The organism is Bacillus sp. AM1(2019), from assembly GCF_009906915.1.
GTDB classification, from domain to species: domain Bacteria; phylum Bacillota; class Bacilli; order Bacillales; family Bacillaceae; genus Bacillus; species Bacillus velezensis.
On sequence record NZ_CP047644.1, the window covers coordinates 533,680 to 545,676 of the forward strand.

At 46.4% G+C, this 11,997-nt stretch carries 16 protein-coding genes and 4 tRNA genes; 19 read left to right on the forward strand and 1 reads right to left on the reverse strand.

The features are described 5' to 3' along the window. The first annotated feature begins 48 nt into the window (after nt 1-48). The 14 genes from acpS (at nt 49) to GNE05_RS02840 (ending at nt 10,821) form a co-directional block, all read left to right on the forward strand. Nucleotides 49-414: a holo-ACP synthase gene (gene acpS / locus GNE05_RS02775; RefSeq protein WP_160182406.1), complete on the forward strand. Its 366-nt coding sequence runs from the start codon at nt 49-51 to the stop codon at nt 412-414. Nucleotides 415-578: 164 nt separating this feature from the next. Further along, complete coding sequence (locus tag GNE05_RS02780; protein ID WP_003156191.1) at nt 579-1,586, forward strand: LolA family protein; 1,008 nt, start codon at nt 579-581, stop codon at nt 1,584-1,586. A 116-nt stretch (nt 1,587-1,702) separates the two neighbouring features. Further along, complete coding sequence (gene alr / locus GNE05_RS02785; RefSeq protein ID WP_160182407.1) at nt 1,703-2,872, forward strand: alanine racemase; 1,170 nt, start codon at nt 1,703-1,705, stop codon at nt 2,870-2,872. Between the two features lie 119 nt (nt 2,873-2,991). After that, the gene (endB, locus tag GNE05_RS02790; RefSeq protein WP_003156188.1) at nt 2,992-3,273 is read left to right on the forward strand and encodes a type II toxin-antitoxin system antitoxin EndoAI; all 282 of its coding nucleotides are present in this window, start codon (nt 2,992-2,994) and stop codon (nt 3,271-3,273) included. A 5-nt stretch (nt 3,274-3,278) separates the two neighbouring features. Further along, nucleotides 3,279-3,629, forward strand: coding sequence for a type II toxin-antitoxin system endoribonuclease NdoA (gene ndoA / locus GNE05_RS02795; RefSeq protein WP_003156187.1), 351 nt, complete (start codon nt 3,279-3,281; stop codon nt 3,627-3,629). Between the two features lie 117 nt (nt 3,630-3,746). Continuing rightward, on the forward strand, nt 3,747-4,568 hold the full coding sequence (locus GNE05_RS02800) for an STAS domain-containing protein (protein WP_003156182.1): 822 nt from the start codon (nt 3,747-3,749) through the stop codon (nt 4,566-4,568). A gap of 4 nt (nt 4,569-4,572) precedes the next feature. Further along, nucleotides 4,573-4,938 carry an RsbT antagonist protein RsbS gene (gene rsbS, locus GNE05_RS02805; RefSeq protein ID WP_007609584.1) on the forward strand — a complete coding sequence of 122 codons (366 nt, stop codon included), beginning with the start codon at nt 4,573-4,575 and terminating at the stop codon, nt 4,936-4,938. Between the two features lie 2 nt (nt 4,939-4,940). Next, nucleotides 4,941-5,342 carry an anti-sigma regulatory factor gene (locus tag GNE05_RS02810; RefSeq protein WP_003156178.1) on the forward strand — a complete coding sequence of 134 codons (402 nt, stop codon included), beginning with the start codon at nt 4,941-4,943 and terminating at the stop codon, nt 5,340-5,342. Between the two features lie 11 nt (nt 5,343-5,353). Continuing rightward, the gene (locus GNE05_RS02815; RefSeq protein ID WP_007609589.1) at nt 5,354-6,361 is read left to right on the forward strand and encodes a PP2C family protein-serine/threonine phosphatase; all 1,008 of its coding nucleotides are present in this window, start codon (nt 5,354-5,356) and stop codon (nt 6,359-6,361) included. A gap of 63 nt (nt 6,362-6,424) precedes the next feature. Next, nucleotides 6,425-6,754, forward strand: a complete 330-nt coding sequence (locus GNE05_RS02820; protein ID WP_033575044.1) for an anti-sigma factor antagonist — start codon at nt 6,425-6,427, stop codon at nt 6,752-6,754. Next, nucleotides 6,751-7,233: an anti-sigma B factor RsbW gene (gene rsbW / locus GNE05_RS02825; RefSeq protein WP_007609591.1), complete on the forward strand. Its 483-nt coding sequence runs from the start codon at nt 6,751-6,753 to the stop codon at nt 7,231-7,233. The genes GNE05_RS02820 and rsbW overlap by 4 nt, the downstream gene beginning before the upstream one ends. Continuing rightward, nucleotides 7,199-7,987, forward strand: a complete 789-nt coding sequence (gene sigB, locus GNE05_RS02830) for an RNA polymerase sigma factor SigB (RefSeq protein WP_029974100.1) — start codon at nt 7,199-7,201, stop codon at nt 7,985-7,987. Before rsbW ends, sigB begins: the two co-directional genes overlap by 35 nt. Further along, entirely contained in the window at nt 7,987-8,589 is a 603-nt protein-coding gene (locus GNE05_RS02835; RefSeq protein ID WP_160182408.1) for a phosphoserine phosphatase RsbX, read from the forward strand. The genes sigB and GNE05_RS02835 overlap by 1 nt, the downstream gene beginning before the upstream one ends. 72 nt (nt 8,590-8,661) lie before the next feature. Next, complete coding sequence (locus tag GNE05_RS02840) at nt 8,662-10,821, forward strand: Tex family protein (RefSeq protein ID WP_160182409.1); 2,160 nt, start codon at nt 8,662-8,664, stop codon at nt 10,819-10,821. Nucleotides 10,822-10,830: 9 nt separating this feature from the next. On the opposite strand, the gene cmpA is transcribed toward GNE05_RS02840, so the two are convergent. Further along, nucleotides 10,831-10,944, reverse strand: a complete 114-nt coding sequence (gene cmpA, locus GNE05_RS02845) for a cortex morphogenetic protein CmpA (protein ID WP_003156164.1) — start codon at nt 10,942-10,944, stop codon at nt 10,831-10,833. Nucleotides 10,945-11,043: 99 nt separating this feature from the next. On the opposite strand from cmpA, the gene GNE05_RS02850 reads away from it, so the two are divergent. The 5 genes from GNE05_RS02850 (at nt 11,044) to GNE05_RS02870 (ending at nt 11,977) form a co-directional block, all read left to right on the forward strand. Continuing rightward, a complete protein-coding gene (locus GNE05_RS02850; RefSeq protein WP_061861878.1) occupies nt 11,044-11,493 on the forward strand; it encodes a SprT family protein in 450 nt (149 codons plus the stop codon). Between the two features lie 135 nt (nt 11,494-11,628). Continuing rightward, nucleotides 11,629-11,703, forward strand: a tRNA-Asn gene (locus tag GNE05_RS02855). Nucleotides 11,704-11,706: 3 nt separating this feature from the next. Continuing rightward, nucleotides 11,707-11,797: transfer RNA gene (locus tag GNE05_RS02860), tRNA-Ser, on the forward strand. A gap of 19 nt (nt 11,798-11,816) precedes the next feature. Continuing rightward, nucleotides 11,817-11,891 (forward strand) — tRNA-Glu (locus GNE05_RS02865). A gap of 11 nt (nt 11,892-11,902) precedes the next feature. After that, nucleotides 11,903-11,977: transfer RNA gene (locus GNE05_RS02870), tRNA-Gln, on the forward strand. The last annotated feature ends 20 nt before the right edge of the window (nt 11,978-11,997 follow it).

Sequence of the window (11,997 nt, forward strand, 5' to 3'; positions counted from 1 at the left end):
TTTATGACATAAACCGTTTTTTAGTACGGACTTTTAGGAGGAATTCACATGATTTTCGGAATCGGAATCGACATCGTTGAACTGCACAGAATTGAAAACATGCTCAGCCGGCAGGCGAGGTTTCCCAAAAGAATATTGACGGAGGCTGAATACGCCCGTTTTACATTGCTGTCGGACAAAAGGAAAATTGAATTTCTCGCGGGAAGATTTGCGGCAAAAGAAGCCTTTTCGAAAGCATACGGCACAGGTATCGGCAAAGAGCTCAGCTTTCAGGATATTGAAACCGGAAACGACACGGCGGGCAAGCCGGTGCTGACCTGCGCCAAGCTGGACGGCGCGGCGGTTCACGTCTCCATTACCCATACAAAAGAATACGCCGCGGCACAGGTCGTGATTGAAAGGTTGTCACGCTAGTCTGCATATTAGCCGAAACCCCTTCATATATTTGATAGTGCATTAAGGGAGACAAGTTGTTTGAGGCTTTTATGGTACGCGTCCGTCCGTTCAGGGCGTACCGTTAAAGTCAAACAAGCGATTTCTTCCCTTTACATCAATTGAGAAGAAGGGGTTGGAAAAAGGTGAGAAAAAGCTTTGTTTTGCTTTTAACGGGACTGCTTGCCGTCCTTATTCTTTCGGCCTGCGGCCAAAAATCACAGGAAGATATCGTGAACGGTTTAGATAAGAAGGCGAAAGAATACACCTCGTACAAAGCGAAAGCCAAAATGACCATTCAGACGGGGAGTGATCCGCAAGTATACAATGTGGAAATCTGGCATAAAAAACCTTCCCTGTACCGGGTCTATCTGGAAAATCCGAAAAAAGACCAAAACCAAGTCATTTTACGGAACGCCAACGGAGTCTTTGTCCTTACGCCGTCTTTAAATAAGAGCTTCAGATTCCAAAGCGATTGGCCGAATAACAGCAGCCAAGTATATTTGTTTGAGTCACTTGTAAAGGACGTGCAGCATGACAAAGACGCCGTCTATTCCGCCAAAGATAAAAAGTACACGTTTGAAACAAAAACAAACTATCAGCACAACAAAATGCTGCCGACTCAGGAAATCACTTTCAACAAAAAGGACATGAGCCCGTCGCTCGTCAAAGTGATGGATACAGACCGAAAAGTGATGGTAAAAGTCGAATTCAAAAGCTTTGAATTCAACAAGCCGTTTGATAAAGACTCTTTTGACGAGAAGAAAAATATGACGCTTTCCCAGATGGACGTCGCCACAAGCGCCAAGCCGTCTGATTCATTTGCGGTCAAAACACCGCTTCAAGTGCCGGCCGGCGTCAAAAAGCTTGAAGAGAAAGATATTTCAACGGCGGACGGCAAACGGATCGTCATGACTTACGGCGGAGAAAAATCCTTCACCCTTATTCAAGAAAAAGCCCATATCGCAAAAGCCGCCTCTGCCGTCACGCTGAAAGGCGAACCGGTTAATCTCGGCTTCACGGTGGCCGCATTATCTGATACGTCTTTAACGTGGACATATGACGGAGTCGATTATCTTCTGTCATCACAGGATCTGACAAAAGATGAAATGGTGGCCGCCGCCAAAAGCATGCAGGGACAGTCGTCAAAATAATGTCAAAAAAGAGGCCGCCGCTGTCGGTCTCTTTTTTGATTCCATTTCACTTTGCAGAATAATTTTAGTATGATAATAACAATATGAATTGAAAATAATGCTAGGAAGTGTATCGAATGAACACAGCATCCTTTTACAGAGAAACGTGGGCGGAAATCAACCTGTCCGCGATTAAAGAAAATGTCACGCATATGAAAAAACACATCGGGCAAAACGTCCATCTCATGGCGGTTGTAAAGGCGAACGCTTACGGCCACGGAGATTTGGAAGTTGGGAAAGCCGCGCTTGAAGCGGGTGCCTCTTGTCTTGCCGTAGCCATACTGGATGAAGCGATTTCATTGAGAAAACGGGGCATTACAGCGCCGATTCTCGTGCTTGGCGCCGTGCCGCCCGAATATGTACAAGCAGCTGCCGAGTATGACGTAACACTCACGGGGTATTCTGTTGAATGGCTTCAGGAAGCTGCGCGCCACCTCGGAAGTGCGACATTGCCGTTTCATCTGAAAGTCGACACCGGCATGAACAGACTCGGAGTCAAAACGGAGGAAGAAATCCAAAGCGTGTTAAAAATCCTCAGCCAAAATCCCGGTTTAGTCTGTAAAGGCGTTTTCACCCACTTTGCTACCGCGGATGAGAAAAACAGAGATTATTTCCTCTTCCAGTTTGACCGCTTTAAAACATTGATCGCTCCGCTCCCTTTAAAAGAATTGATGGTGCACTGCGCGAACAGCGCCGCCGGACTTCGCCTTAAAAAAGGCTTCTTTAACGCGGTTCGTTTCGGCATCAGTATGTACGGGCTTCGTCCTTCTGCTGACATCCAAAGCGAAATTCCGTTTCAATTAAAACCGGCTTTTGCGCTGCACTCTGTTTTATCCCATGTGAAAAAGATCCGCAAAGGGGAAAGCGTCAGCTACGGCGCAACATATACGGCAGAGAAGGATCAATGGATCGGAACGGTTCCCATCGGCTATGCAGACGGGTGGCTCCGCAAGCTGAGCGGCACGTCTGTGCTGATCGGCGGCAAACGGATGAACATCGCGGGAAGAATCTGCATGGATCAATTGATGGTCGAATTAGATCAATCTTATCCGCCGGGCACCAAAGTCACCCTGATCGGCAGCCAGAAGGGAGAAACGATCACGATGGATGAAATCGCAGGGCGGCTTGGGACGATTAATTACGAGGTCCCTTGTACCATTAGTTCCCGCGTTCCCCGTATGTTTTTGGAAAATGAGAGTATAATGGAAGTAAGAAATCCTTTACTGCAAGATAATACAAGCAAGTAGCCGTCATCCGGAAAAAGAGAATTTATAAAACAGCTTTGCTTGACGTTTGAATAATGGTATCATTATGTCTGGATGGATGAATTGGTCGTATCCGTAAGTTTGGTGGAGGTGTATGTTTTTTGTCTGAATCCAGCGCAAGAACCGAAATGAAAATCAGCTTGCCCGAAAACTTAGTAGCTGAATTGGATGGTGTAGCGATGCGGGAGAAACGAAGCAGAAACGAACTGATATCACAAGCAGTGAGAGCGTATGTCAGCGAACGGACAACTCGCCATAACCGTGATTTGATGAGACGCGGGTATATGGAAATGGCGAAAATCAACTTGAATATCTCTTCTGAGGCTCACTATGCTGAGTGCGAAGCAGAAACGACCGTTGAGCGCTTAGTCAGCGGAGGATAATCATTTTGATTGTAAAGCGCGGCGATGTTTATTTTGCTGATTTATCTCCTGTTGTTGGCTCAGAGCAAGGCGGCGTACGCCCGGTTTTAGTGATCCAAAATGATATCGGAAATCGCTTTAGCCCGACTGCTATTGTTGCAGCCATAACAGCCCAAATACAGAAAGCGAAATTACCAACCCACGTCGAAATTGATGCAAAACGCTACGGTTTTGAAAGAGATTCCGTTATTTTGCTGGAGCAAATTCGGACGATTGACAAGCAAAGATTAACGGATAAAATAACTCATCTGGATGATGAAATGATGGATAAGGTTGATGAAGCCCTGCAAATCAGTTTGGCACTCATTGATTTTTAGTCATATTTTGGTTGCTCATATAGAGCAACTTTTTTTGTTTTCGAAAAACATAAGCGCTATAATAAAGAGATAATCAAACAAAATTTGTTGTTTTGTGTCGGGAGGTCAGTGAAACCCATGTCGAATCAGAAAGTGTATCAGTTCATTATTGATCAGCATGATGAACTGCTTGATACTTGGACAGCCAAACTAAAAGAAGTAGGCAATCAGGAAGACTATCAGCTTACGAATCACATATGTGAAAATATTTGTAAAGACTATATAGACATTCTTTTATTATCGACTAAAAATGACGAGGCTACGGAAGAGCAGATCAGTGAACTCGCACTGCGCGCCGTTCAGCTCGGTCTGTCACTGAAACTTCTTTCAGCTACCCTGTCAGAGTTTTGGAAACTGCTTTACGAAACGATGGTCGACCTTAATATGGCCGATCAGGACAGAGCAGATTTGATTTTGGAAATAGACAGCTTTTTCAATCCGATCAACACGGAAATTTTAAATCAGTATTCTATCTCCTGGGAAAAAACGGTTACTTTGCAAAAAATCGCGCTTCAGGAATTGTCGGCTCCGCTGATCCCGGTATTTGAGCATGTAACGGTCATGCCGCTTGTCGGGACGATTGATACGGAGCGTGCAAAGCACATTATGGAAAATCTGTTAAACGGCGTCGTGAAGCACCGTTCACAGGTTGTATTAATTGATATCACGGGCGTGCCGGTCGTTGATACGATGGTGGCGCACCATATTATTCAGGCGTCAGAAGCGGTGCGGCTTGTCGGCGCGAAATGCCTGCTCGTCGGAATCCGTCCGGAAATCGCGCAGACGATCGTTAATCTGGGAATTGATTTGTCGCAGGTTATTACGAAGAATACCCTTCAAAAAGGAATTCAAACAGCGCTTGAAATGACAAATCGAAAAATCGTTTCATTGGGGGAATAACATTGTGAGACATCCAAAAATCCCGATCCTGAAACTGTATAACTGCTTATTGGTATCCATCCAATGGGAACTTGACGACCAGACAGCTTTGCATTTTCAAGAAGATCTGCTGAACAAAATCTATGAAACCGGCGCAAACGGGGTCGTCATTGACCTGACATCCGTTGACATGATCGATTCATTTATCGCGAAAGTGCTCGGCGATGTCATCACCATGTCTAAATTGATGGGCGCAAATGTCGTGTTGACGGGAATTCAGCCGGCTGTGGCGGTCACATTGATTGAACTCGGAATCTCACTTGAGGAAATTGAAACGGCGCTCGATTTAGAGCAAGGGCTTGAGACATTGAAGCGGGAATTGGGGGAATAGCGATGAACGACCAATCCTGTGTGAAAATCATGACAGAATGGGATATCGTAGCCGCCAGACAGCTTGGCCGCAACGTTGCGAAGGAATTAGGCTTCGGCACGGTGGACCAGGCCAGAATCACGACGGCTATCTCAGAATTGGCCAGAAACATTTACTTATATGCAGGCAAGGGCCAGGTCAGCATAGAACAAGTAAACGACAGAGGGAAAAAAGGCCTTAAAATTATAGCAGAAGACAAAGGACCCGGAATCCCCGACATCCGTAAAGTGATGGAAGACGGCTTTTCAACGTCAGGCGGACTGGGAGCGGGACTTCCGGGCGTCAAAAGGCTGATGGACGAATTCAGCCTGCAATCTGTTGCAGAGGAAGGAACAGAGATTCAAGCCGTGAAATGGCTTCGGTAGGAGGTTAGAACGTGGATTTCAGGGAGGTTATAGAGCAGCGGTATCATCAGCTGCTTAGCCGATATATAGCCGAATTAACAGAAACATCTTTATATCAAGCCCAAAAATTCAGCCGAAAAACGATTGAACATCAGGTTCCTCCGGAGGAGATCATCAGCATCCACCGAAAAGTAGTAAAGGAACTGTATCCGGATCTGCCGGAAGATGTTTTTCATTCGCTGGATTTTTTAATAGAAGTCATGATTGGCTACGGGATGGCTTATCAGGAACATCAAAGTCTGAGAGATATCCAGCAGGAGCTTCGTTCAGAAATTGAAATTGCCGCAAATGTTCAGCAGACGCTGCTTGGCACAAAAATTCCTGAAGAAGAAGATCTGGATATCGGGGCAATCAGCGTCCCCGCCAAACAGATGAGCGGGGATTATTATCACTTTGTCAAAGACAAGGAATCGATTAACATCGCGATAGCCGATGTCATCGGAAAAGGAATACCCGCCGCATTGTGCATGTCGATGATCAAGTATGCCATGGACTCTCTTCCGGAGACCGGCATTCACCCCTCCCAAGTGCTGAAAAATCTTAACCGCGTTGTAGAACAGAACGTGGACTCAAGCATGTTTATCACCATGTTTTACGCAAACTACAATACGAAAAATCACCAATTTACATATGCTTCTGCGGGGCATGAACCGGGCTTCTACTACTCTGAAAAAGAAAAAAAGTTTTATGATCTGGAGGCAAAAGGATTGGTGCTGGGAATTTCTCAGGATTTTGATTACAGCCAATATGAACAGCACATGGACGAAGGAGACATGATCGTTCTTTTTTCTGACGGCGTCACCGAATGCCGTACCGAAAACGGTTTCTTAGAACGCAGCGACATTCAGCGCATGCTGGAAGAACATATGGACTGCTCCGCGCAGGATATGGTCAAAAATATTTACGACAGCCTGCTGAGACTCCAGGACTTTCAGCTTCATGACGATTTTACGTTAATTGTTTTAAAAAGAAAGGTTTAAAAAAACAGCAGCACGGGTAAAAAGCCATTAGCACGAGTAAGGATAACTTTCAGAGGTGATACGATGAATTTAACGGTAGATATGAAGGAGAATCTTTCAGATATACAAATCAATATCGCTGGAGAAATCGATGTATACTCAGCTCCGGCGGTTCGTGAAAAGCTGATGCCCCTGGCAAACGAGGGGAAAGACATGAGAATCTGCTTAAAAGATGTAAATTATATGGACAGTACGGGTTTAGGCGTTTTTGTAGGCGTGTTTAAAACGGTGAGCAAGGAAGGCGGCTCTCTGAAGCTTGAGAATCTTTCCGACCGGCTCGTCCGTCTGTTTGAAATTACGGGGCTTAAGGACATCATCGACATTTCGGCAAAGTCAGAAGGTGGCGTACAATGAGTACATCAGTTGATTATATAGAGATGAAAATTCCGGCCGAACCGGAATATGTAGGAATCGTCAGGCTTACGTTATCAGGGGTCGCAAGCAGAATGGGCTATACCTATGATGACATTGAAGATTTAAAAATCGCTGTCAGCGAAGCTTGTACAAACGCTGTCCAGCATGCATACAACGATGAAAATAAGGGAGAAGTATCCGTGCGGTTCGGTGTGTTTGAGGATCGGCTGGAGGTCATTGTCGCCGATCAGGGAGACAGCTTTGATTTTGATCAGAAGCAGCAGGATCTCGGGCCGTACACTCCTTCGCACACAGTCGATCAATTGTCAGAAGGAGGGCTCGGTCTGTATTTAATGGAAACGCTCATGGATGAAGTCAAAGTTCAAAGCAACTCTGGCGTAACCGTGGCGATGACAAAGTATTTAAATGGGGAGCGAGTTGATCATGGCACAACCATCAAAAACTACGAAACTAACTAAAGATGAAGTTGATCGGCTCATACGCGACTTTCAAACACGTGATAATAAAGAAGCCCAGGAAACACTCGTCGAGGTGTATACCAATCTCGTCGAAATGCTGGCAAAGAAATATTCAAAAGGAAAAAGCTTTCACGAAGACCTCCGCCAGGTCGGAATGATCGGACTTCTCGGAGCCATTAAACGGTATGATCCCGAGGTCGGCAAATCCTTTGAAGCATTTGCGATTCCGACCATCATCGGCGAGATCAAACGCTTCCTCAGAGATAAAACATGGAGCGTACACGTTCCGAGACGGATTAAAGAACTCGGGCCGCGCATTAAAATGGCGGTGGATCAGCTGACGACAGAGACGCAGCGGTCGCCGAAAGTCGAAGAAATCGCAGCCTTTCTCGATGTGTCAGAAGAGGAAGTGCTTGAAACGATGGAGATGGGAAAAAGCTATCAGGCGCTGTCTGTCGATCACAGCATCGAAGCGGATGCGGACGGAAGCACCGTCACGATTTTAGATATCGTCGGTTCGCAGGAGGAAGGATACGAACGCGTCAACCAGCAGATGATGATCAAAAGCGTGCTTCATGTGCTGTCCGACCGCGAAAAACAGATTATCGATCTAACATTTGTGCAAAATAAAAGCCAAAAAGAAACAGGGGACATTCTCGGAATATCTCAAATGCACGTCTCGCGCCTGCAGCGGAAAGCGGTGAAAAAACTGAGAGAGGCCTTGATTGGAGATCCCTCCATGGAGCTAATGTAATGATTCAGGTTGAAGAAAATGAACATGTTCAAACTCTTGTATACCAATTAAATAAAGAAGGCAAGTCCATATGCGGCGACAGCTTTTTTATGAAGGCGAATGAAGAAGAATTAGTTTGCGCGGTAGCGGACGGTCTCGGCAGCGGATCTCTTGCCAATGAATCCTCGTCAGCCATTAAAGACATCATGGAAACGTATGCGGATGAGGATGTGGAAAGCATCATTGAGCGCTGCAATCAAGCGATGAAAAACAAAAGAGGGGCGACTGCCTCCATCTTAAAAATCAATTTCATCAAAAGGGAATTGACATACTGCTCGATCGGCAACGTCCGTTTCTTCCTGCACTCCCCATCAGGCGAAGTCTTTCATCCGCTGCCGATTTCGGGTTACCTCTCAGGCAAACCGCAAAGATACAAAACGTATACGTCATCATACGAAAAAGGGGCGAGGTTCATCATCTACACGGATGGGCTTGAGGTTCCGCATATCCGCACCTGCTTAAAGCAGGGACACTCAATAGAAGATATATCAAAATCACTTCATCCGTACACAACATCCAGACGTGATGATTTGACCTATATTCTAGGGCAGCTTTTATCGTAAGGCTGCTTTTTTTATGTTCCGCCGTTTTTTGATACACTAGAGAAAGAATGAAGAGATGGAGGCTTTTGTGATATGGAAACGTTAGCCCTTTTGAAAAAACAAATTGCTGAAGAAACAGCGTTATCCCAAAAACATGTCGAAAGTGTCATCCGCCTGCTGGAAGACGGCAATACCGTCCCGTTTATTGCGCGGTACCGAAAAGAGCAGACCGGCTCAATGGACGAGGTGCAGATTCAGGCAATCTCCGAGCGGTGGCAATACATACAAAACCTGACGCAGCGGAAAGAAGAAGTCATCAGATTGATCTCAGAGCAGGACAAGCTGACGGAAGGGCTGAAGCAAAAAATCGAACAAGCGGTCAAGCTTCAGGAAGTCGAGGATTTATACCGTCCCTTCAAACAAAAACGGAAAACAAAAGCCACCGTCGCCAAAAGCAAAGGCCTTGAACCGCTTGCGGACTATATTCTTTCTCTCCCGAAAGAAAACCGTCTTCACGACATCGCTGATCAATATATCAGTACAGAAAAAGAAGTCGCTTCAAGAGAGGAAGCCATTGAAGGCGCGAAGCACATCATAGCCGAACAAATCTCGGATGATCCTCATTTCAGAAAGTGGATCCGCCAGGAAACGTATAAAAAAGGAATTCTCACTTCCGCGGCAGGCAAGTCAGCCGCAGATGACGAGAAAAACGTCTATGAAATGTACTACGAGTACGAAGAGCCGATCCAAAAGGTCGTTCCTCACAGAGTGCTTGCGATGAACCGCGGTGAAAAAGAAGGCATTTTAAAGATTGCGATCGAACCGCCCGCCGATCAGATAAAAACTTATTTAGAAAAGCAAATCATCAAACACCGTGAAACGCCTGTGAAAGAAACGCTGAAAGAAGCCATTGAGGACAGTTACAAACGTCTGATCCAGCCGGCTATTGAGCGCGATATCCGCAAAGAGCTGTCAGAAAAAGCAGACGCGCAGGCGATTCATATTTTCGCTGAAAACCTGCGTAAGCTCCTGCTGCAGCCGCCGATGAAGGGGAAAGTTGTGCTCGGCGTCGATCCGGCCTTCCGTACGGGGTGCAAACTGGCAGTTGTTGATGAGACGGGAAAAGTGCTGAAAATCGACGTCATTTACCCGCACGCTCCCGTAAAAAAGACAGCGGAAGCCCGGAAAAAAATCAAAGAATTGCTGGACCGGTACGAAGTCGAGGTTGTGGCGATCGGAAACGGCACGGCATCACGGGAGACAGAGCAATTCGTCGTTGATATGCTGAAAGAAACAGAGCGGGACATTTATTATGTCATCGTCAATGAGGCCGGAGCAAGCGTGTATTCGGCGTCAGAAATCGCCCGTGAAGAATTTCCGGATTTTCAGGTCGAAGAGCGCAGCGCCGTCTCCATCGCGCGGAGATTGCAGGACCCGCTGGCCGAGCTTGTGAAAATCGATCCTAAATCCGTCGGCGTCGGGCAATACCAGCATGATGTCAGCCAAAAGCATTTAAATGAATCACTCCGTTTTGTCGTAGAGACCGTCGTCAACCAAGTCGGGGTGAATGTCAATACAGCATCAGCCGCGCTGCTTCAATATGTAGCCGGGTTATCCAAAACCGTTGCCGGCAATATCGTTAAAAAAAGGGAAGAGCTCGGAAAATTCACAAACCGCAAAGAGCTGAAAGAAATCCCGCGTCTCGGCGCAAAAACATATGAACAGTGCATCGGCTTTTTGAGAGTGCCCGGAGGACGAGAGCCGCTCGACCGCACCGGGATACACCCGGAAAGCTATAAAGAGACAAAGGCGCTGCTCAAAAAACTGCAGCTCACTGCGGATCAGATCGGAAGCGCGGACGCAAAAGAGAAAATCAGCGCATTGCCGCTGTCTGAAACGGCTGAAGAGCTCGGTATAGGGGAGATTACGCTTGCGGATATTTGCGGGCAGCTGACAAGGCCGGAGCGAGATCCTCGTGACGAAGTGCCGAAGCCTTTGCTGAAAAAAGACGTTCTGCAGCTTGAGGATTTAAAGGAAGGAATGGAATTGCAGGGCACCGTCCGCAACGTTGTGGACTTCGGCGCTTTCGTCGATATCGGCGTCAAACAGGACGGGCTTGTGCACATTTCAAAACTGAGCAATCAATACGTCAAACATCCTCTTGACGTCGTATCGGTCGGAGACATCGTCACCGTATGGGTCGAAGGGGTGGACGTGCAAAAAGGCAGAGTGTCGCTGTCTATGGTAAAATAAAAGCACTGCTTACGAGCAGTGTTTTTTTCTGTAGAAATACCAGCACTGGTTCAGCAGTTTGATTTGGTAATTGTCCTTTTCTAAAAACGCTTTTTGCATTTGTTTCATCAGCCAATTCGGCATGGCTCATTCCTCCTCAGCTTTTAGTTAGAGGTCGGTTTTAACTCATTGTATGCGAACGGTGAATTGTCCCGTTCAATGTTTTTAAAGCGGGGTGCACATATGGATAACGAACAACTTCAAAAGCTGACGGAAGACATCTCTGCACAAGATTTCGGAAAGCCGTTCCGTCACAGAGCCTTCTTCAATGACCGGCTGAAAACGACAGGCGGCCGGTACATGCTGTCTTCCCATAACATCGAATTAAACCGCAGATATCTTCTCGAACACGGGCAGAGCGAGCTGGTAGGAATCATTAAACACGAGCTGTGCCATTATCATCTTCATCTTGAGGGAAAAGGGTACAAGCACAGAGACAAAGACTTCAGAGACCTGCTTCAGAAAGTCGGAGCGCCGAGATTCTGCACGCCGCTGCAAACCAAAAAGACACAAAAGAAAACATATATGTATAGATGCACGGCCTGCGGCCAACAGTATATAAAGAAGCGGGCAATGAACCCGGAAAGATATGCCTGCGGAAAATGCAGAGGGAAAATCAAAAGAATTTTTTAAAAAGGCTTGACTCATTTTAATGTTCTATGTTAAATTATAAAAGTCGTTGAGAGACAACGACACTTTCTTAAAAAAATAAATGTTACTTCTTGACACAATATGTCGCATCATTTATAATAAAGAAAGTCTGATTATTCCACAGTAGCTCAGTGGTAGAGCTATCGGCTGTTAACCGATCGGTCGCAGGTTCGAATCCTGCCTGTGGAGCCATATGGAGAAGTACTCAAGTGGCTGAAGAGGCGCCCCTGCTAAGGGTGTAGGTCGCGTAAGCGGCGCGAGGGTTCAAATCCCTCCTTCTCCGCCAGATAAGTTCTCAACCAGACGGCCCGTTGGTCAAGCGGTTAAGACACCGCCCTTTCACGGCGGTAACACGGGTTCGAATCCCGTACGGGTCACCATTTACCTTCGTTGGGCTATAGCCAAGCGGTAAGGCAACGGACTTTGACTCCGTCATGCGTTGGTTCGAATCCAGCTAGCCCAGCCATTTTATTTAAAATTTTTGAA

What these genes read in the sequence shown, in the direction of transcription:
- alr (WP_160182407.1), top strand. Translation starts at nt 1,703, where the DNA reads ATGAACACAGCATCCTTTTACAGAGAAACGTGGGCGGAAATCAACCTG.
- GNE05_RS02835 (WP_160182408.1), top strand. Translation starts at nt 7,987, where the DNA reads ATGATTCAGGTTGAAGAAAATGAACATGTTCAAACTCTTGTATACCAA.
- GNE05_RS02820 (WP_033575044.1), top strand. Translation starts at nt 6,425, where the DNA reads ATGAATTTAACGGTAGATATGAAGGAGAATCTTTCAGATATACAAATC.
- GNE05_RS02800 (WP_003156182.1), top strand. Translation starts at nt 3,747, where the DNA reads ATGTCGAATCAGAAAGTGTATCAGTTCATTATTGATCAGCATGATGAA.
- rsbW (WP_007609591.1), top strand. Translation starts at nt 6,751, where the DNA reads ATGAGTACATCAGTTGATTATATAGAGATGAAAATTCCGGCCGAACCG.
- GNE05_RS02840 (WP_160182409.1), top strand. Translation starts at nt 8,662, where the DNA reads ATGGAAACGTTAGCCCTTTTGAAAAAACAAATTGCTGAAGAAACAGCG.
- acpS (WP_160182406.1), top strand. Translation starts at nt 49, where the DNA reads ATGATTTTCGGAATCGGAATCGACATCGTTGAACTGCACAGAATTGAA.
- sigB (WP_029974100.1), top strand. Translation starts at nt 7,199, where the DNA reads ATGGCACAACCATCAAAAACTACGAAACTAACTAAAGATGAAGTTGAT.
- cmpA (WP_003156164.1), bottom strand. Translation starts at nt 10,944, where the DNA reads ATGCCGAATTGGCTGATGAAACAAATGCAAAAAGCGTTTTTAGAAAAG.
- GNE05_RS02810 (WP_003156178.1), top strand. Translation starts at nt 4,941, where the DNA reads ATGAACGACCAATCCTGTGTGAAAATCATGACAGAATGGGATATCGTA.
- GNE05_RS02850 (WP_061861878.1), top strand. Translation starts at nt 11,044, where the DNA reads ATGGATAACGAACAACTTCAAAAGCTGACGGAAGACATCTCTGCACAA.